The sequence below is a fragment of the Halodesulfovibrio aestuarii DSM 17919 = ATCC 29578 genome, assembly GCF_000384815.1.
GTDB lineage: Bacteria > Desulfobacterota > Desulfovibrionia > Desulfovibrionales > Desulfovibrionaceae > Halodesulfovibrio > Halodesulfovibrio aestuarii.
This window is the reverse complement of sequence record NZ_ARQF01000021.1, coordinates 666,637-685,943: the sequence shown is the minus strand read 5'-3', so window position 1 is coordinate 685,943 and position 19,307 is coordinate 666,637. Positions and strand designations below refer to the sequence as shown.

At 43.2% G+C, this 19,307-nt stretch carries 17 protein-coding genes and 1 tRNA gene; 11 read left to right on the top strand and 7 right to left on the bottom strand.

From position 1 onward, the window contains the following. Positions 1-405 precede the first annotated feature (405 nt). The 4 genes from F461_RS0114080 to F461_RS0114065 all read right to left on the bottom strand — a co-directional run bounded on the left by F461_RS0114080 (position 406) and on the right by F461_RS0114065 (position 4,157). Positions 406-705, bottom strand: coding sequence for a TRASH domain-containing protein (locus F461_RS0114080; protein WP_020001803.1), 300 nt, complete (start codon positions 703-705; stop codon positions 406-408). 22 nt (positions 706-727) lie between these two features. Next, the gene (folK, locus tag F461_RS0114075; RefSeq protein ID WP_268874346.1) at positions 728-1,234 is read right to left on the bottom strand and encodes a 2-amino-4-hydroxy-6-hydroxymethyldihydropteridine diphosphokinase; all 507 of its coding nucleotides are present in this window, start codon (positions 1,232-1,234) and stop codon (positions 728-730) included. Beyond that, positions 1,213-2,379, bottom strand: coding sequence for an LL-diaminopimelate aminotransferase (locus F461_RS0114070; RefSeq protein WP_020001801.1), 1,167 nt, complete (start codon positions 2,377-2,379; stop codon positions 1,213-1,215). Before F461_RS0114070 ends, folK begins: the two co-directional genes overlap by 22 nt. A 221-nt stretch (positions 2,380-2,600) precedes the next feature. After that, a complete protein-coding gene (locus F461_RS0114065; protein ID WP_020001800.1) occupies positions 2,601-4,157 on the bottom strand; it encodes a methyl-accepting chemotaxis protein in 1,557 nt (518 codons plus the stop codon). A gap of 262 nt (positions 4,158-4,419) precedes the next feature. Here F461_RS0114065 and F461_RS0114060 point away from each other — a divergent pair, with 262 nt between their 5' ends. From F461_RS0114060 to F461_RS17985, 11 genes are all read left to right on the top strand, one after another. Next, a complete protein-coding gene (locus F461_RS0114060) occupies positions 4,420-5,313 on the top strand; it encodes a sulfite exporter TauE/SafE family protein (protein ID WP_020001799.1) in 894 nt (297 codons plus the stop codon). Between the two features lie 15 nt (positions 5,314-5,328). Next, the gene (xerD, locus tag F461_RS0114055) at positions 5,329-6,246 is read left to right on the top strand and encodes a site-specific tyrosine recombinase XerD (protein ID WP_020001798.1); all 918 of its coding nucleotides are present in this window, start codon (positions 5,329-5,331) and stop codon (positions 6,244-6,246) included. Positions 6,247-6,248: 2 nt separating this feature from the next. Further along, positions 6,249-8,921 carry a DHH family phosphoesterase gene (locus F461_RS0114050; protein ID WP_020001797.1) on the top strand — a complete coding sequence of 891 codons (2,673 nt, stop codon included), beginning with the start codon at positions 6,249-6,251 and terminating at the stop codon, positions 8,919-8,921. Between the two features lie 206 nt (positions 8,922-9,127). Next, the gene (locus F461_RS0114045; RefSeq protein ID WP_020001796.1) at positions 9,128-9,613 is read left to right on the top strand and encodes an HIT family protein; all 486 of its coding nucleotides are present in this window, start codon (positions 9,128-9,130) and stop codon (positions 9,611-9,613) included. A 20-nt stretch (positions 9,614-9,633) separates the two neighbouring features. Continuing rightward, positions 9,634-10,008 (top strand): LapA family protein, encoded by a 375-nt coding sequence (locus F461_RS0114040; protein ID WP_020001795.1) that lies wholly within the window; start codon positions 9,634-9,636, stop codon positions 10,006-10,008. A 23-nt stretch (positions 10,009-10,031) separates the two neighbouring features. Beyond that, positions 10,032-11,129, top strand: a complete 1,098-nt coding sequence (locus F461_RS0114035; RefSeq protein ID WP_020001794.1) for a tetratricopeptide repeat protein — start codon at positions 10,032-10,034, stop codon at positions 11,127-11,129. A gap of 141 nt (positions 11,130-11,270) precedes the next feature. Continuing rightward, positions 11,271-13,988, top strand: a complete 2,718-nt coding sequence (gene mutS, locus F461_RS0114030; RefSeq protein WP_020001793.1) for a DNA mismatch repair protein MutS — start codon at positions 11,271-11,273, stop codon at positions 13,986-13,988. Continuing rightward, on the top strand, positions 13,975-14,418 hold the full coding sequence (locus tag F461_RS0114025) for a hypothetical protein (RefSeq protein ID WP_020001792.1): 444 nt from the start codon (positions 13,975-13,977) through the stop codon (positions 14,416-14,418). Before mutS ends, F461_RS0114025 begins: the two co-directional genes overlap by 14 nt. A 251-nt stretch (positions 14,419-14,669) precedes the next feature. Then, a complete protein-coding gene (locus F461_RS0114020; protein WP_020001791.1) occupies positions 14,670-15,320 on the top strand; it encodes a LexA family transcriptional regulator in 651 nt (216 codons plus the stop codon). A gap of 648 nt (positions 15,321-15,968) precedes the next feature. Then, positions 15,969-16,044: transfer RNA gene (locus tag F461_RS0114015), tRNA-Gln, on the top strand. A 437-nt stretch (positions 16,045-16,481) separates the two neighbouring features. After that, entirely contained in the window at positions 16,482-17,171 is a 690-nt protein-coding gene (locus F461_RS17985; protein WP_020001790.1) for a Crp/Fnr family transcriptional regulator, read from the top strand. A gap of 63 nt (positions 17,172-17,234) precedes the next feature. Here the strand turns inward: F461_RS17985 and F461_RS0114005 are convergent, their stop codons facing one another. Genes F461_RS0114005 through trxA form a run of 3 tightly spaced genes read right to left on the bottom strand, consistent with a single transcriptional unit; the run spans position 17,235 to position 19,205 of the window. Continuing rightward, on the bottom strand, positions 17,235-17,966 hold the full coding sequence (locus F461_RS0114005) for an outer membrane protein assembly factor BamD (protein ID WP_020001789.1): 732 nt from the start codon (positions 17,964-17,966) through the stop codon (positions 17,235-17,237). After that, positions 17,959-18,882, bottom strand: coding sequence for a thioredoxin-disulfide reductase (trxB, locus tag F461_RS0114000; RefSeq protein WP_020001788.1), 924 nt, complete (start codon positions 18,880-18,882; stop codon positions 17,959-17,961). Before trxB ends, F461_RS0114005 begins: the two co-directional genes overlap by 8 nt. Then, positions 18,882-19,205: a thioredoxin gene (trxA, locus tag F461_RS0113995; RefSeq protein ID WP_020001787.1), complete on the bottom strand. Its 324-nt coding sequence runs from the start codon at positions 19,203-19,205 to the stop codon at positions 18,882-18,884. Before trxA ends, trxB begins: the two co-directional genes overlap by 1 nt. Positions 19,206-19,307: the final 102 nt, after the last annotated feature.

Below are 19,307 nucleotides of genomic sequence, written 5' to 3'. Positions count from 1 at the left end.
CGACATTTTTTAAAAAGGGCATTTATCGATTGTTTCACAATTATCCACAGAGAGCTAACATTCTATAATAATTGTTTCTTTTTTTATTAAAGTTAACATAATATACATTATGAGACATAAAAAAAGGTGTGAAAAGACTCAATGCCAGCCTCCCTTATAACAACGTCTTGCCCGAACATTTCGCTCCAATATTTTACGCAATCTTTTTCGTCGCTCCCCGTATATTCATTTTCTGCCTAAAAACTGTCTCACATGTATTCGTGTTTTTGATCTCTCATCTAATTTTTCAAAATGCTATGCTCTTCAGCCCATCATCCGAATTACTCATCTCACTTCGCTAACCCACAAAAAAAACGGAAGCCTCTAAGTAAGGCTTCCGTTCCATTTTCTTATTTCTATAGCTAACTAATCAGCTGGCTCTTCTTTACGTTCTTTAGAAATAGCTCGACCTGATTCTTCAAGGCGGGCCAAAAACTTGTCTCTACATTCGTAGCTGCAAAAACGATGGATAGTTTCTCCGTCACGGATACGAATATCCTGATCAAGCGAAACAAATGCGCCACAAACTGGATCTTTTACCATGTCACCAGTTGCAACTTTCTTTTCCATGTCTTTCTGTTTCTTATCTGATTTTTTCTTGCTGTCATTCGTAACAAGTTTAAAAAGCAGCCAGCCACAAACTAAAAGAACTACCCATTTAATCACACGAGCTCTCCCTTACGATAAATTATTGCCAGATCTGATCAGCGTCTACCCTGTACTCCAGATTAGCAAGAACGTCTTCAAGCCCTCTACCATCTGGAAACTGTAACTGTGGTGCGATCTCTTGTAACGGAACAAGCACAAAGGCCCTTTCCGTCATTCGCGGATGCGGCACAATAAGGTCTTCCGATTCAATTACGTTATTGCCGAATAACAGTACGTCCAAATCAATTACACGCGGGCCGAAACGTTCATCACGTACTCTGCCAAGTGTATTTTCAATTTTCAGCAGGTTATTCAAAAGATTATACGCAGTTACATACTCTGAACAGATAACAGAGACAACCTGATTTGCAAACCATGACTGATCTTTTTTCTCCTGCGGTTCAGTACGAAAAATTGAAGAAGTTTCCGATACTGAAACACCTTCAAGCGAATCAATAGCAGCAATGGCGTTTGCAAGGTTTGCATCTGTATCGCCCATGTTTGAGCCAAGGCAGACGAATGCAACTACAGTTTCTGAATGCGTGATACCGCCTCCTCGAGACGCTCATCATTTACTGTAAGAGAAATACGGAAGTACCCTTCGCCAGGAGCACCGAAGCCATTACCCGGTGTAAGAACAACGCCGGTCTCTTCCAGAACTTTGGTAACAAATTCAGATGAGGTATACCCGTCTGGCACATGAGACCAAACATAAAAGGTTGCATCCGGTACTTTGCACTTAATGCCTGCTTTATGAAGCGCATTGACCACGATATCACGGCGACCTTTGTACATGTCACGAAGACCTGCAACAAAAGGCTCCCCCTGACGCAGTGCGGCAATACCTGCAATCTGTACAGCCTGAAAAATACCGGAGTCCACATTTTCTTTAATTTTACCAAGGCCACGAACAAGCTGTTCGTTACCGCAGGCCATACCAACACGCCAACCGGTCATGTTGTATGGTTTGGACAAGGAGTTAAACTCAATCGCAACATCTCTACCACCCTCTACTTCAAGAATAGAAAGAGGCTTCTTGCTCTCATCGAAGTAAATCTCAGTGTACGCTGCGTCAGCAATAACAATGACATTATATGCTTTCGCCAGATCAATCAGCTTTCTATAGAACGCTTCATCTGCAGTGGCTGCAGTTGGGTTATTCGGATAGTTAATGAAGATTGCCTTGGCTTTTTCCCAAGTGGCTTCATCAATAGCATCGAGATCCGGAAGGAAGGAATTGTCTTCCAAAAGCGGTACATACTGAACCTGACCACCTGCAAACTCGGTTGCAATTCCATATACCGGATAGTTAGGAGTACATACGAGGACGAGATCGCCCGGGTTAACGAAAGCAAGCGGGAAATGTGCAATACCTTCTTTAGAGCCAATAAGGCTTACCACTTCATTATCCGGATCAAGGTCAACATTGAAACGAGTTTTGTACCAGTCTGAAACTGCGGTACGATACTCTCTCATGCCAACGTATGATGGGTACTGGTGGTTTGCCGCGTCATCCAGCGCTGTGCGCATGGCATCAAGAACAAACTGTGGTGTAGGTGTATCCGGATCGCCAATTCCGAGACTAATAATATCAACACCACGAGCGGCTACTTCAGCCTTAACTTTATCGATCTGTGCGAACAGATACGGTGGCACTGCGGCCAAACGGTCAGCAAGCTTGAACTCAGCCATAGCTTTGCATTCTCCTTAGGGTATATATCCCGTTACCGGTCGGGAAAAAAAGAGCTCTGCCATAAGCTCTGTTCCTTACATGTCGTATAAAATAGCTTTTAAGCTACTGTGTGTATACCTTGAGAATCATTATCGGTCAACAAACCAGTACATGAGAATCCACTCAAGCCACGATTTATCCATACTCTACAAGTCCTGACCTGTAGTGAAATTCATTCTTTCTAACGAATGTCGCGCAATTCAGCCACAAGCACTGTTAATTCAGATGCAAGACGCGCCACATCGTTTACGGCTATTGCGGATTCGTTCATGGCTGCGGTATTTTCATTGGCAAGGTCATTAATATGCGTTGCGGCAGATGAAATCTGATCACTTGCAGCAGACTGTTCTCCGGCCGCTGCAGCAATGTCTCGAACTCTGTCCGCGGTAGTATTCGCCATGGTAACAATTGTATCGAGAACTTCCGCAGAATCGGCAGAAAGTTTTGTATTCTCATCAATCGCGTCAGATGCAGCATCTGTTGAAGCAATTGATTTTTCTGCACTAACTTGAATAGCATCGACCGTCCTGCTAACTTCCGTAGTTGCCTGCATGGTTTTTTCTGCAAGTTTACGTACTTCATCAGCAACAACAGCAAAGCCCCTACCGGCTTCACCAGCACGGGCGGCTTCAATAGCAGCATTTAATGCCAACAAGTTGGTTTGGTCGGCAATGTCATTAATAACGCTGATAATATCCCCAATTGATTCAGCATGGCCCCCCAGTTCGTGCATATCACTTTTCAGTTCAACGGCATGTTCATGCACTCGAGTGATAACCTTGCGAGACTGCTGGACAACTTCGACGCCCTGAGTAGCACTTCCCCGAGTAGACTCTGCCAATTCAGATGCTTCGTTAGCGCTTCGAGCCACATCCACAACCGAGGCATTCATTTGCTCCATAGCTGCCGCCACATCGGTCGTTCCATTCTGTTGTGTTACAGAAAGCTTAAGGGACTCATCAACTTGTGAAGAAATTTCAGAGCAAGAGGCAGTAAGCCTTTCCGTAATAACGGAGATTTTTTCAGCTGAAGAAGCAATAAGTTTATGCTGCGCCATCAAACTTTCTTCATGTTTTTTAAGCTGCGTCATATCAAGGTATAAACAAAGTCCACCAACGCAACTTCCATCAATATTATACAATGGGTATACGTTTGCGAGAACATGACACTGCCCCCCCTTATGCCCATTAATTGTCACTTCAAGGTTTTTAAAAACTTTTCCGTTTTTGATAGACTGACCAACAGCGGTCTCGCGAGTTCTGTCATTATAGAAGATTTCACCAAGAGTATTCCCATACTGGGCTTCTGGAGCTCCATCTATTTCAAGCATATCTAAGCATTCTTGGTTAGTAAAAAGCGCCTTTTCGTCTACATCAACAAGAAGGTACGGAACTGGCAACCCCTTAATGACGCCAAGAAGTACGCCTTTTTCGCGTTTGAGTTCGTCAATGAGCTGTTTTACTAATCCACAAATCTCATCCTGTGAGGTTCTTTTAGGATATGGAGCATCAAAATTATCTTTCAAGATTTCTGAAATATATTCTTGTAATTTCTTATTATCAGATCGCAGGTGTGACACAGCAATATACATTGCTAAAAATAACGCAACCGCCATCAGAGTAGCGATAAGAAAGAAAAGTGGAATTGTACCACTTGTATTATACACTACAAGACAGGATATAAATTGGACTAGAACCCCACCCATTGCAAGACATTGAATCTTTTTAAAATTCCACATACAATTTCTTCCTTACTAAAAACTGATGCCAAGTCACATATTACTGAAAATATTACTAATACAGAAAAGTATCTGCATATAACTTCATCATTGGAATAACACATGTATCCATTTCTGCTGCATTCGACACAGATTGCGCCATAATACAAATACGCTTACCGTTATCTCAGATGCTACAGGTTGCACTCTTATCGGAGAATAGTGTAAATTCTTTACAAGCTCACCCACGTCTACGACCTTATTATATAACAGCGGAGAACATATGCTGTTTCCTGTTGCCGGCATTGAAATTCACCCACTGGTTCCTCCAGCAGTTGCTTTTGTCATCTCGTTTTTTACGTCTATGAGTGGACTTTCAGGAGCTTTTTTACTGCTTCCCTTTCAAATGTCAGTCCTTGGCTACACCACACCCTCTGTAAGTGCAACAAACCAACTTTTTAATATTGTTGCTATTCCCAGCGGAGTATTGCGCTACGTGCGTGAAAGAAGAATGGTCTGGCCACTTACGTGGGCAGTTATTGCCGGCACTCTTCCGGGAGTTATAATCGGTGCTATAATTCGCATCGCGTATCTCCCAAATGCAGCAGATTTTAAATTATTTGTAGGTGGAGTATTACTCTACATAGGCTATCGTCTCCTGAAATCGATCCAGCATAAAAAAAGAAGACCATTAAAACCAAAAGTCTCACCCCATGCAATGGGAAACACAACGACCCTTGAGTTTTCTCTAAAACGCATTTCTTATTCTTTTGAAGGCGAAACGTACACCGCCCCCACTATCGGTATTTTTTCTCTTACCTTTATGGTAGGAATTATAGGTGGAATCTACGGTATAGGCGGAGGAGCTATTATTGCTCCGTTCTTTATTACGTTCTTCGGGCTGCCTGTTTACACCGTTGCCGGAGCATGCCTTATGGGAACATTTGTAACATCTATTGCCGGTGTTGGAATATACCAAACTCTTTCGTATATCTATCCATCGCAAGTAATTGCTCCAGATTACCTTTTAGGCATACTCTTCGGAATTGGCGGTGTGGGAGGAATGTACTTCGGCGCGTTATGTCAAAAATATGTTTCTGCAAATATTCTTAAATTAATTCTCACAACATTTATTCTGTTCACAGCGGGCAAATATATTGTTGAATATTTCTTTTAATTACAGGCAAGCACAATGAATACGCAATCTCATGAAACACTTCAGGTCTCTCACCCTTTTGTTGATAGCTACCTACAATTTTTACTTGTCACGCGAGGACTGTCTGAAAATACGCTTACTTCATATGAAACAGATCTGCGCGGGTTTCTCCTGTTTCTCGATGAAAAGAGCTACGACATTAAAGATGTTACAGATCAATCCATCTTTCTTTACATTATGCATTTGCGTCGTGGAGGATTGAACAGCCGCAGCCTCGCCCGCCACTTATCCGCGCTTCGCGGATTTTTCCGGTACTGTTTTGATGAAAATTATCTGAATGCCAATCCAGTACAATATCTCGAAAACCCCAAACTTCCCAAAACTCTTCCAGATGTATTATCAGTAGAAGAAGTTAAAGTAATACTTGAACAACCAGATATGAAGAAGAAGCTCGGCTTCCGTGACCGCGCAATTCTCGAACTGCTCTATGCTTCCGGTCTACGTGTGACAGAATGCGTAACGCTGAAACCTATTGATCTTGATTTGCAAAGCGGTTTGTTACGAGTACATGGCAAAGGTTCCAAAGATCGAATCGTTCCGATGCATAATGCAGCCATACAAATTTTACAACTGTACATGCGGGACTGGCGACCACTTTTTGCTCCTATTGAAAATTTTGTTTTCCTTAATCGGTCCGGTAAGGGTTTAACCCGACAGGCAATTTGGAAACTGGTACAGCGTTATGTACTACAAGCGAACGTACATAAAAATGTATCTCCACACACCTTTAGGCATTCGTTTGCAACCCACTTACTGGACGGCGGTGCCGATTTACGCACAGTTCAGTTGCTGCTTGGTCACACGGATATTTCTGCCACAGAAATATACACCCATGTTCAGGCAGACAGACTCAGACAAATCCATAAACAGTTCCACCCACGTTCAAGGATGTAAGCGTGAATTCTACATCTAAGCCCCTTATTCCGGCTCCCGTTCTGATTACTGGTCACGCGAATGCAGACTTTGATTGCCTTGCGGCAATTGTAGCCGCAAGCAAGCTCTACGAGGATTCAGTTTTAGTTTTCCCGGGATCACAAGAAGCAAATCTCCGTAATTTTTTTATTGAAAGTGCAACCTACCTCTTCAACTTTAAGGACGCCAAGGAAATTGACTTTTCCACGGTAAAAACTCTCGTAGTTGTAGACACCAGACAGCACAGCCGCATCACTCATGTTCTCCCGGCACTGGAGAATGCCGGCTTGGAAATTCATCTATACGATCATCACCCAGATTCAGAGGACGACCTTCCGGCAACCCTCTCTATAGTCAAACCCTGGGGATCTACCACAACAATTATCACTCTGATGATCAAAGAAAAGGGACTCTCTATCACTCCAGAAGAAGCCACCCTGCTAGGACTTGGCATCTATGAGGACACCGGATCTTTTTCCTTCAACTCTACAACAGAGCAGGACTTTAAAGCAGGAGGTTGGCTAAGATCAAAAGGAATGGATATTAATACCATTTCAGAACTTACCACCCGAGAACTGACTGTTGAACAAATTTCCATTCTTAACAGTCTGCTGGAATCTGCAACAACACACGATATCAATGGGATTCCGGTTGTTATTGCGGAAACATCCACATCCAATTATGTGCGGGACTTTGCGTTACTCGCACACAAAATGATTGAGATGCAGGAAATAAAAGTTCTTTTTGCCTTATGTCGGATGAACGACCGAGTGCAGGTTGTCGCCAGAAGCAAAATTCATTCTGTAAATGTCGGTCAAATTTGTCATTCTATGGGAGGTGGAGGTCACTACTTTGCGGCATCGGCCTCTATAAAAAGCAAACCATTATCTGAAGTAAAGGATGAACTTTTCGGACTTCTCTACTCTTCTATTCATCATGAGAAGACCGTACGTGAGCACATGACTGCTCCCGCTATCTATGAATACGAAACGATATCCATGCGCAACGCAGAATCTATCATGAACCGTTTCGGACTTAAGGCCATCCCTTTACTCGAAAGTACCAGCAACCCCATTGTCAGCGGCTACCTAGAATACCAAACGGCTGTCCGCGCCTGCTCTCATGGGCTTGGGAACGCCCCTGCCAGTACCTATATGAACAGAAAATTCCAAACAGTGAAGCCGGATGACGACTTATATCCTGTAATGGAAATTATTGTTGGAAAACGCCAGCGACTGGTCCCCGTTGTTATTGATACACGTCTTATGGGAGTTATTACCCGAACAGACCTTATTAACACTCTTGTTGAAGAACCATCCCGAGTGCCAGACAAACTCTTCACGGACAAAACAAAAGAACGCAACGTACTTCCGCTGCTAAAAGAACGTCTGCCAAAACACCACTTTGAATTACTGACCATGGCAGGAGAATTAGGTAATCTTCTGAATGTTTCAGTATATGTTGTGGGTGGTTTTGTGCGCGACCTGCTACTCGGACGCAAGAACCTTGATCTCGACTTAGTTGTCGAAGGTGACGGCATTTCTTTTGCAAAAAAACTTGCTAGCAAACTTGGTGGACGTGTACGGCAGCATACAAAATTCAAGACCGCTATCATTATATATACTAATGCAGCAGGAGAAGAAGAACGACTAGATGTGGCAACAGCGCGCCTTGAATATTATGAGCAGCCAGCTTCTTTGCCGACGGTAGAGCTCTCCTCCATAAAAATGGACTTATACCGCAGGGACTTTACCATCAATGCGCTGGCCATTCAGTTAAGTCACGACAAATTCGGCAAGCTCATCGACTTTTTTGGCGCTCAAAAAGATATTCGCGATAAAGTTATCCGCGTACTTCATTCTTTAAGTTTTGTAGAAGACCCGACCCGTATCTTGCGTGCAATCAGATTTGAGACCCGTTTTGATTTTACCATCGGGCCACAGACAACGAAATTAATTAAAAACGCGTTGCAACTTAAGCTGATTACCAAGCTTAGCGGGTCACGAGTTTTTCATGAACTGCAATCTATTTTTAACGAAGTAAGCCCGTATCAGTCTCTTAACAGATTGCACGAATTTGCAGTATTAGAAGCAATTCACCCTGCGCTCAAGCTGACTCCTCCCCCAAAAGCTGTACTCAAAGAAATTGAAAAAGTAGTTGAATGGTATCGCATGCTATACACAACGCCATCCCCGGAACCTTGGATTATCTACATGCTTGGACTTGCCTCTGCAGCTAAGACTGGCGCAGTAGAAGAAATTCTGGAGCGACTGCATTTTTCTCCTAAACAACATTCAGACTTTATGACATTACGGGAAACCGTAAACTCCGTAATCCATCTCATCGGCCAAATCCGCCCAGATGCCTACAGTCAACTGTACAAGCTGCTTGTGCCGATACCTCTTGAAGGTGTGTTATATATGATGGCACGAACAAAATCAGAAACAGTAAAAAAGCAAATTTCGCATTTCCTTGCATACCTACGCAACATAACCCTCGATATAACAGGTGCAGATTTACAATTACTTGGGTTTCCTCCCGGACCTGCCTATGGAGAAGTACTCCAACACACACTTTTTGCTAAACTCGATGAAAGAATAAAGACAAGACAAGAACAGCTTGACTTTGCATATCACATGCTAAAAGCTAGGGAATAATAGACAGTTATTGTTAAAAACTTATGATTCTGTGCAACGAACACAGCAATCTGCATGCTCTTTTTGCAACCTAAATCTTGCCCTTCCTGCGCTTCCCGTGTAAATCGGCAAGGGATAATAATGACAGGTTTGTACGGCGTTATTAAATTTTCATAAAGAGCCGGACAACTTTTCCAGCTTCATTCAGAAAGAAATTAGGACATATCATGCAACATATGTGGGCGCCTTGGCGCATTGACTATATTCTTGGCCCCAAACCTGATACATGCGTATTTTGCATTCCTGACCATACAGACGAAGATGAAGAACGCCTCATTCTTTACAGAGGCAAAAAAAACTTCATCATCATGAATAAATATCCATATAACGTGGGACACATTATGGTAATGCCGTACGAACATACGGACTGCATTACAAAGCTTGCTGCTGATGTGACTCACGAATTGATGGACTTACTGCAACTATCCACCACGATCATTAAAAAAACATTTAACCCTTCTGGGATCAATATTGGTCTCAATCTTGGCACTTCCGCAGGGGCCGGCATACATGAGCATCTTCACTATCACATCGTTCCACGATGGGAAGGTGATTCTTCTTTTATAGCAACGTGTGCCGATGTCCGACTAATCTCTGAGCATCTTCAGAGTACTTATGCCAAATTGAAACTCAACTTTGATGCCCTCCCATAGGGTGTAATAAGGAGTAGTCTATGCGTTTTATTAAGGTGCTTTTGCTTGTTGTTGTATTTTTTCTCTGTATGGTGTTCTTCCAGCAGAATACAGCAGAACTTTCTCAGACTATCACGCTGAAAGTAGACCTGCTGTTCCAATCCTGGGAAACCATTCCACTTCCAATTTATTTTCTTATTCTCGGTGCTTTTGTTTTTGGTGCCTTTGCTGTTACTTTTTTCTTCTTGCTCGAACGCGTTCGCCTTGGCTCCGCCATACGCAAAGAACGCAAGCAGTTGAAAAAACTTGAAAAAGAAGTAACTGCCCTTCGTACTAACCCTCTTGATGAAAAAGCAAAACTGCCTGAGATTGAGCCTGAATCTGAAGGTACTCCGGAAAAAGATACTGAGGCGTAAGCGCAACTTACGGAGGACAGCCAATGTCCATGCTGAGTCGATTGATTTCTGGTAAGCGGAAATCTGTTCCAACTACGATTGAAACACCGCATAGTGAGCGAGACACCAAGGAAACCATTGCAGAACTGTCTCGAGCTGTTCGCAACGATCCTGATGCCGTTGAAATTTATATTGCCCTTGGCAACCTTTACCGCGCTCAGGGTGATATCGAACGAGCCGTGCAATTGCGTAAAAATTTAATTGCACGTCCCGGTCTTGATGAAAAATTCCGAGTTCGAGCTTTTCTTGAACTTGGTTACGACTACCGTCGTGGCGGCTTCATGGACAGGGCACTACAAGCCTTTGAACGTGCACGAAAAATTGCCGGGGATACAGATGAAATCCTTCAGTCACTTGCTGTTTTATACGCAGAAGTAGGTAATTTCCTCGATGCATCCAAACTATATGGAAAGCTCGGCCACAGAATCGGTCAATCTCACTATATGGTTCTCCACGGTGAAGAGCTTCTATCTTTAGGCAACGAAGGCGATGCTAAAAAATATTTCAACAAAGCACTGCGTATTTACAAAGGTTCTGTTGAAGCTTGGATTGCCAAATTCGCGCTTGCTGTACAAAAGTGTGACCTCCGCAAATGTAACTCTATCCTGAAAGATGGATTGACGAACATTACTCCAAGCATGCGCTTCTTAATGCTTGAGCATATTTATACTTCTCTTGATGGATATGTTGACTCATGCGGCAATGATTTTGCCACAAAGCTATGTAAAATTGTGGTAGAAGCTCTTGGTACGCAGGAACCGGATATTATTATTCAGTATTACTGCGCTCGCTTCCATATTTATGATGGGAACATTGAAGAAGCGAACGCATGGCTTGCGAAGACCATGGTGCTTAATCCGAACTTCTGGGCTGCGCGTATGGAACTGCTCGGTCTTGCTATGAACGAGCAACCTCTTTCACCTGTTTTCAAAAATCAGCTTGGTTTCTTTGTAAACCAAATTAGTAATGTTAAGCGCTTCGTATGCAGCCATTGCGGCATCAGACGCCTTGAAACATTCTACATTTGTCCTAAATGCCGAAACTGGCACACTGCGGCATTCAGAATTCATCTTCAAGACTAATTCTGTCAGCTGATTTGTACGTTGTTTCAGAAAATGGCGTTGTCTCTGGGCAGCGCCATTTTTTACCTTCAGGCAATATAGTTAAGAAAGCGGCATCTTGTTACTTTCTTAGACAAAACAATTTGACATCCGAATATATAAATGACTGCAAACCGCCCCACTAAACTGACTCCAATGATGGAGCAGTACCTCCACATCAAAGACCAGAACCCGCAATGTCTTCTTTTCTACCGCATGGGAGACTTTTATGAACTGTTCTTTGAAGATGCTGAAGTTGCCGCACGCGACCTTCAAATTACACTTACCAGCAGAAGCAGCGCGAATTCTGAATTCAAAATTCCGATGTGTGGTGTCCCATACCATGCAGTAGAGACCTATCTTCCAAAACTCCTTGCAAAAGGACATAACGTCGCTATTTGTGAACAAGTAGAAGACCCACGGGAAGCAAAAGGGCTTGTTAAACGCGAAGTGAAACGAATTTTGACTCCGGGCACTGTTGTCGAAGATGTTAATCTTGTAGCCAAGGGGCACAACTTTCTCGGGGCTCTCTGCTGGGATGCAAAAAGCAACAGCGGCGGCCTTGCATGGGTAGACTACTCAACTGGAGACTGGTCCGGCATGCAATTGAAGAAGCAGGCTGACCTATGGCAATGGGCACAAAAAATGAGCCCAAGAGAACTTATCATCCCCGATGAGCTTACTCCGCCACCATCGTTTGCTCTTTCTGAGACAATTGTTCTCAAAAAGCCAACAAAGGCCTTCTTTGATCTTAAACGCAGTACAGAAAAAATTTTAGAATCTCAAAATATTGTTGAGCTCGGGGCTCTTGGATTAGAAAAAAGTAATGAGCTGGTGAGGTCATGCGGGGCCCTACTCTCCTATCTGAAACAAACCCAGAAAAGTGAGCTCACACATCTTTCCCGATTCAAGCCGCTGAATCTTTCGAAACATCTCATCTTGGATGATATCACAGAGCGCAACCTTGAACTTTTTAAAACGTTAGATGGCCGAAAAGGACTCGGCACTCTCTGGCAAGTTTTAGATCACACACTCACCCCTATGGGCGGGCGTCTGCTTGCAGAACGCATGCGACACCCATGGCGAGACATTGCTCCAATCATCGAAACCCAAAATGCCGTTGAGTACTTTTTTACTAACGACACTCTTCGAAACGATATCCGCACAGCTCTTGATCTTGTGTATGACCTTGAACGTCTAAGCACCCGTATTCAGCTTAACCGCGCCGCTCCAAAAGATTTTGTCGCGTTACGCCAGAGTATCAGCACCTTACCTACTGTACGAAGCGTGCTGGAAAAAGTTCAAACAGGTACTCAACAATACACCACTATGGATGACGAGCAAAAGCTCACGCTTCCACAATGGCTCACCAATCTGCTCAAGCACTGGGACGACCTTGCTGACTACCACACGCTTCTAGATAAAGCTTTTGTCGACAATCCACCAAACCTCATTACCGAGGGTGGATTATTCAAACACGGATTCCACGACGAACTTAATGAACTTATTGAGTTAAGCGAACATGGAGAATCCAAGCTCGATGAATTGCTTCAGGAAGAACAAGCAGCTACCGGCATTCAAAAGATGAAACTGAAGTACAACCGCGTATTCGGCTATTTCTTTGATGTGCCAAAAGGTTCTGTGGCTGACGTACCGGACTACTTTGTACGACGCCAGACTCTTGCCAATTCAGAACGCTACTCGACACCAAGGCTGAAAGATCTTGAAGAAAAGCTCCTTGTAGCCACGGATAAGCGTAAGAGTCTCGAATACAAGCTGTTCCAAAAAATGCGTGAAACCATGACCGAAGCACGTTCCCGCCTGCTGTTTATGGCAGATTTGCTTGCAGGTCTGGACTATTGGCAAAGCCTTGCAGAAGCTGCACGCAAATGGAACTGGGCTCGCCCTGCACTACATAATGAAGCACATATTTCCATCAAAGATGGGCGTCATCCCGTTGTAGAGGCGGTTCAAGGAAGTTCTAATTTTATTCCTAACGACCTGCGTGTAGACAACAAACGAAAGCTACTCCTTATTACCGGTCCAAACATGGCTGGTAAATCTACGGTGCTGAGACAAATGGCAATCATTTGTATTCTTGCTCAGATGGGTTCCTACGTACCGGCACGTGAAGCAAATATTGGTGTTGCAGACAGAATCTTTTCTCGCGTAGGAGCGTCGGACAACCTTGCTCAGGGACAATCAACCTTTATGGTTGAAATGATGGAAACAGCGCGAATACTGCGGCAAGCAACAAAGCGCAGCCTGATCATTCTTGATGAAATTGGACGTGGAACATCAACCTTTGACGGGTTATCCCTCGCCTGGGCTGTCGTAGAAGAGCTTTGCAGAAAATCTAACGGAATCCGCACGCTATTTGCTACACACTACCATGAGTTAACAGCACTTGAAGGCAAAATCGCTGGCGTTCACAACATGAACATCGCCATTAAAGAATGGGGAGGCGAAATTGTTTTCTTACGCAGACTGGTACCGGGACCTTCAGATAGAAGCTACGGTATTGAAGTAGCCAACCTTGCAGGAGTACCTGCAAATGTTGTAAAAAGAGCGAAAGAAATTCTTGCATCACTCGAAAGTAATTCACAAAAGTCAAATCAGGTACAAACAACTACAACTATGTCCGGGGTACTACCCGGGATACCAGAAGCACCAACTAAAACCAAAGCGGCTAAAACACCACCTGTGAATACGGAGCCGGTAAACCACCCTCTTGTGACCGCATTGAAAGACTTGGATACCGACAACATCACTCCGATGGATGCATTAAAACAACTTACAGAGTGGAAGCTCTTGTGGGGAGAACGAAATGACGCCAACTAAGCGCCTTGTATTTATGATGGCAGCCTGTATACTTATAATCACTGCTACAGGTTGTGGATTCAAAAGCGACCCGTCACCAACCAGTTCTGCTGATCTTTTTGAATGGGATTCCATTAAGACATCTGTTCAAAGTCCATGTATTAATATCGCAGGCGACCTTTCGGGCAATGTATCCAATGTTGAAGAAGTTCTCTTTGAGCTACAAAAGGCCGGTGACAACGCTGATTGCCCGGGTTGTCCGTTCAAAGCTGACGAAAGTTTTGCCTTAACCCCGAGAGAACTCGGCCTGTTAAGCAATAATGGGCAATTTACTACCACAATCTGTCCGACACAAATTTCAACACTCTACCGAATGAAAGTAACGGCTAAGAGCAGGTACTTCGGTATGCCGAATGCAGTAAGCAAAGAGCATTTTATTGAGATGCCTTAACTCTGTTTAAATGTATCGCCCTCAGTCATGGTGCTAGTCTTATCAGTACATTCCACCAATAAAAATCACTGAGGACGACATTTACCAAGTGACCCCAAAAAGCTCCCCCGTTGAAAAACGGGGGAGCTTTTTTGTCACATTTCATCGTTGTACTTTTTTCTAATTGCAAATAAAACACTCTATGTTTATATATATTAACACAAGCCCACTAATGATTCAATTTATATGTCGAAACGACTTTTGAGAGAGCTATGATTGATTTCCATACTTTTTTTACACGCGTTCAAAAAGCCACCTCCATATCTACGCAGCAAGATCTTGCTAAAGCGCTTGGAGTAAATCGCTCTGCCATTACACAGGCAAAACGCAGAAATTCCATCCCTCAAAAATGGATATTAGCATTATCCCGCTCGTTTCAGCTCTCGATTGACTGGCTTGAATTCGGAGTGGGTAAACCAGATGCACTGCTCGACCCCGCGCTACTTGAAAGCACTACGACCTTTGCTGTCCCCAAAGTGTTTGCACGGCTTTGTGCTGGTGACGGCTCTTTCGAAGTAGAAGCAACCCCTATTGAGGAACATATATTCAAAGAGTCATGGCTGGCACAAAAGGGTACACCATCTGCGATGGTGCTCATGGATGTCATCGGTGACAGTATGGAGCCATGTATCTGTCAAGGTGACACCGTACTTGTTGATCAAGCCCAGACTACTCTTCGTGCAGACATTATTTATGCCGTAGGCGTTGATGATTCGATTATGGTAAAACGCGTTACTGCGGAACACAACAAAATTACGCTTCTAAGCGATAACCCAGCGTACTCTCCAATAAGTATTCAGGGAGATGAGCTACTTTCCTTCCGAGTTATTGGTCGAGTGGTATGGTCTGCAAGGGACTATTAATTCTTTTTTTAGCTCGGTTGTGACTTTGTTTTTATTTGTTCAGATTACGAAAAACCTGTGTGGTGTACATTTTCTTCGTTAGCAAACCATCAAGCATCACGAAGTAGAGAGTGCTATTACGCAAAAAAAAGCTTCGCTTTTTTCAGCACGCAACGCCATGCAGGTTTATCGTAACTCTAAAGCCAGTCTAGCTGGCTTTTATTTAACACCACTTGTTAACTTTTATAAACAATGAGGTTGTCATGCAAAAAAGATTCTGCACTTGTGGTTTTGTTCTTCTGGTAGATTATGTGAAACAATCTGGAAATTGGACATATACGTTACTTGATGCGACAAAGTACAGCCCACATATTGTTTGCCCACATTGTCATAAGCCGCTGCACATAGACGCACTGCGTTAGAAAAATAAGCAGTCCTTCCAAGCTATTAAAAATATCAGTGAAGAGTCGCTATGTTCAATTAAAATAAGTAGTGCACCACCAAAGAAAAACAACTATAGTGATTTTAAGATATTACAGTAAAATACCTTGAAATCACTTTGCGTAGGTTAAGCTTATATTCGTCTAACGTACGTCAAATATATAAAAAATTACTTTTTTACTTGACGAAAACTGAACTCCTCACTATACACGCTCTTGTTGCTGCTGCTGGGACGTAGCCAAGTTGGTAAGGCATCGGGTTTTGGTCCCGACATCCGCGGGTTCAAGTCCTGCCGTCCCAGCCAACAGACATCTTATCTTGAGTTATTCAAGACAAAAAAAGCCGCCGGTTTTACCGGCGGCTTTTTTTGTCTTTGTATCTCGTCCTGAAACAAGTTTACACCTAACAAACTTGCAACCTTCACTTAAAAAGACACAAGTCAAAAATAAATTTTTCTGACATAACGTAGTCAGAAGATATCTATAAAAAATCACGATTCACTGAACCTCAGATTATTGCGATTTTGAAAGAAGGCAACGCTGTCAGTTTTTACCTGCCGTTGACATTAGCACCCTGCAATATCAGTTATAGAACTCTATGCAACACAGCCAAAAGATACTAACTAACAAACTGTGTTAACTGATATAGCCATAGATGAGAAATCTCTTTTAAAAAACTTACCCATCATACTATACTTAATAATTTCATTGCGTATCGTTATACAACAAAAGGTCATAAAGAATGGATACATTGCAACAAGCGTTTCAAAAATTGCCGCTATTAACTGAAGTTCCTGCAGAAGTTTTTCCTATACTGCTGGACGGCGCCGTTGAAATGACATTTAAGGCAAAGGAAATTATAATTGGCGAAGGAGAACTCCCTTCAGGGCTCTATATTTTGCTCAGTGGTACGGCAAAGCTCTACAAAAGCTCTCTAGATGGGAAAGAACAGACACTTTTTGTTCTAACAGATGGTGAACCGTTCTGCCTTTGTTCCACCTTCCGCAAGAAACCATTTCCCGTTACAGCCACTGCTCTAACACCATGTAAAGTCGTTTCTATTTCAAAGCAAAGCTTTTTCGCCGCGGCGGAGAAAGATAACGCTTTCTTGTTCTCAATGCTCCTAAAAGTCTCAGAACGCTTAAGAGATGCTATGGAACTTGCAGGAACTCTTTCATTACAGGAACTACCACAACGCATTGCAACCTTTATTGCAAAACTTGACTCTCCGGCTACTTCACAAAAAGAAGATCACACCGTCCATTTGCCTATCTCGCATAAGGAGTTAGCAAAAGTTATCGGAGCAACCCCCGAAGCTCTCTCCAGAACATTAAAACGAATGAGTGAGAAAGGAATGATTGCGATAGAGGGACGCACTGTACATATTCTTAACCGAATTATGCTCGAAGAATGTGCTGAAATGGGATTATAGTAATAAAAAAAGCTCCTGCATAACAAATGTCATGCAGGAGCTTTATACAATCAAAGAGTGTAATTACAACCACTCAAAATAATCTTTCCAAGAGCCGTTATCTTTTTCGCGAAGAAGTTCAGCTTCTTGCTCAGTCTTCTTAAGATAAGAAAGTCGGGCACGCTCTTTTACGTATTCCTGATAGTCTGGAACATCTTGGAAGTTCTCCATCACGAACTTATAGCGTTCGTATGCAGATCCATAATTTTCACGTCGCCAATAAAAGTCAGCAACAAATACTTCATGTGCTGCCATCAACTTACGGGCACGCTGCATTAAAGGTTTTGCCTTTTCTGCATATTCACTACCAGGATAAGACTCTCTTAAACGCATCAAGTATTCGTAACCTTCCGCAATATTATCTTGAGGACGGTCAATCGAAACAAAGCTTTCCAAGTTTGCATTACCAATCTGGAATAAAACATACGGAATAGCTTTATGGCGTGGATGCAATGACTCAAATTCCTTGTATGAATCAACTGCTAACAAGTAGTCGGAATCAAGGAAGTACGCATCTGCCAGCGAAAGTTCGGATTCCACAGCGTACGGACTAAAAGGATATTTATCTTTAAGGGTGTTGAAGTACTCTTTTGCCTTTGCGTAGTTTTGGTCACGCATAGCATCATTACCTGCTTCAAAAATTTCCTGAGCGGTATCTTCAGGAGGCGGCAGATAAAAATAGTCAATAATACCACAACCGGATAAAACACTTAACAGTGGGAGAATAGCTAAAAAGCGAAGCAGCGTTCTACGCATTGAGTTGTTCCAAGTAAAGGAAAGCAGAGTTTGCTGCAGTTGCACCATCACCAACCGCAGTAGTTACCTGACGACATTGTTTAGCCCTGCAATCGCCGGAAGCAAAAATCCCCGGCAAATTAGTGCGCATTTCAATGTCAGTTAAAATGAAGCCTGTTTCGTCTGTCTGCAACCCCTCTGGTAGCAATTCTTTGTTTGGCTCATAACCAACAAAAATAAACAGGCCATCTACTGGCAGCACTTGCTCTTCTTCTGTTTTCAAGTTCTTAATGAGTACCCCGGTCAAGCCGTTCTCACCATGCAGTTCTTTGACAATGGTGCTTTTTACAACTTCGATAACTGGAGAGGCTTTTATCTTATCCTGATAGTACCTTGCAGCACGGAAGCCTTCCCGACGATGGATGAGATACAGTTTTTTTACCAACTTAGCCAGATAGAGAGACTCTTCTAGAGCAGAGTTACCACCACCGACTACAGCGACAGTTTGGTTTCTAAAAAAATTACCGTCACACAAGGCGCAATAAGATACGCCCTTGCCTGTCAAAAATTCCTCATTAGGGAGACCAAGTTTCTTGTAACGTGCGCCGGTACAAATAATAACGGAGCGAGCAATAATTTCTTGATCACCCACTTTAAGTTTATTAGCACCATACGCATGCTGAAGAGAAGTTACCGGTTCCGAATAACGATCTAGGTTATACGCCTCAAGATGCTCTGCAAAGACATCTGCGAGCTCGTACCCTTTTATACCTTTTGGGTAACCTGGGTAGTTCTCTACTTCCTCGGTCTGCAGAACTTGTCCGCCAGGCGTCAGCTTTTCGGCCATCGCCACTGTCACCCCCGACCTAAGAAGATAAAGGGCGGCCGTCATTCCAGCCGGACCGCCCCCGATTACAAAGCAATCGTATTTTTTCATTAGCCAAGAGCCTTCTTGGTAATCATATCTTGAATGCTGCTCTTAGAAACTGCGCCAGTAACTTGCTCGAGCACTTCACCATCTTTAAAAAGAATGATGGTAGGAATAGCACGGATACCGTACTTACTCGGAGTACCTGGGTTTTCGTCAACATTCATTTTTACGATACGAACCTGGCCTTCATACTCAGCAGCAAGCTCGTCGATTACAGGCCCCATAGCACGGCACGGGCCACACCAGGGTGCCCAAAAATCTACCAGAGCAGGAATCTTAGATTCGAGAATTTCAGCTTCAAAATTGCTATCTGTTACTTGAGCAGCCATTGTTCGCTCCTTTTTTACTAAACATTAAAAACTTGGCCAATTGACCATTGTGTTCTGAACTCAGCAAATATCTACAGGAGGTTATATTTACTGAAAACTACA

Bases quoted from the DNA above. Each gene is read 5' to 3' on its own strand.
- F461_RS0114070 (WP_020001801.1), bottom strand. From the start codon at position 2,379: ATGGCTGAGTTCAAGCTTGCTGACCGTTTGGCCGCAGTGCCACCGTAT.
- F461_RS0114065 (WP_020001800.1), bottom strand. From the start codon at position 4,157: ATGTGGAATTTTAAAAAGATTCAATGTCTTGCAATGGGTGGGGTTCTA.
- F461_RS0114060 (WP_020001799.1), top strand. From the start codon at position 4,420: ATGCTGTTTCCTGTTGCCGGCATTGAAATTCACCCACTGGTTCCTCCA.
- xerD (WP_020001798.1), top strand. From the start codon at position 5,329: ATGAATACGCAATCTCATGAAACACTTCAGGTCTCTCACCCTTTTGTT.
- F461_RS0114045 (WP_020001796.1), top strand. From the start codon at position 9,128: ATGCAACATATGTGGGCGCCTTGGCGCATTGACTATATTCTTGGCCCC.
- F461_RS0114040 (WP_020001795.1), top strand. From the start codon at position 9,634: ATGCGTTTTATTAAGGTGCTTTTGCTTGTTGTTGTATTTTTTCTCTGT.
- F461_RS0114035 (WP_020001794.1), top strand. From the start codon at position 10,032: ATGTCCATGCTGAGTCGATTGATTTCTGGTAAGCGGAAATCTGTTCCA.
- mutS (WP_020001793.1), top strand. From the start codon at position 11,271: ATGACTGCAAACCGCCCCACTAAACTGACTCCAATGATGGAGCAGTAC.
- F461_RS0114025 (WP_020001792.1), top strand. From the start codon at position 13,975: ATGACGCCAACTAAGCGCCTTGTATTTATGATGGCAGCCTGTATACTT.
- F461_RS0114020 (WP_020001791.1), top strand. From the start codon at position 14,670: ATGATTGATTTCCATACTTTTTTTACACGCGTTCAAAAAGCCACCTCC.
- F461_RS17985 (WP_020001790.1), top strand. From the start codon at position 16,482: ATGGATACATTGCAACAAGCGTTTCAAAAATTGCCGCTATTAACTGAA.
- F461_RS0114005 (WP_020001789.1), bottom strand. From the start codon at position 17,966: ATGCGTAGAACGCTGCTTCGCTTTTTAGCTATTCTCCCACTGTTAAGT.
- trxB (WP_020001788.1), bottom strand. From the start codon at position 18,882: ATGAAAAAATACGATTGCTTTGTAATCGGGGGCGGTCCGGCTGGAATG.
- trxA (WP_020001787.1), bottom strand. From the start codon at position 19,205: ATGGCTGCTCAAGTAACAGATAGCAATTTTGAAGCTGAAATTCTCGAA.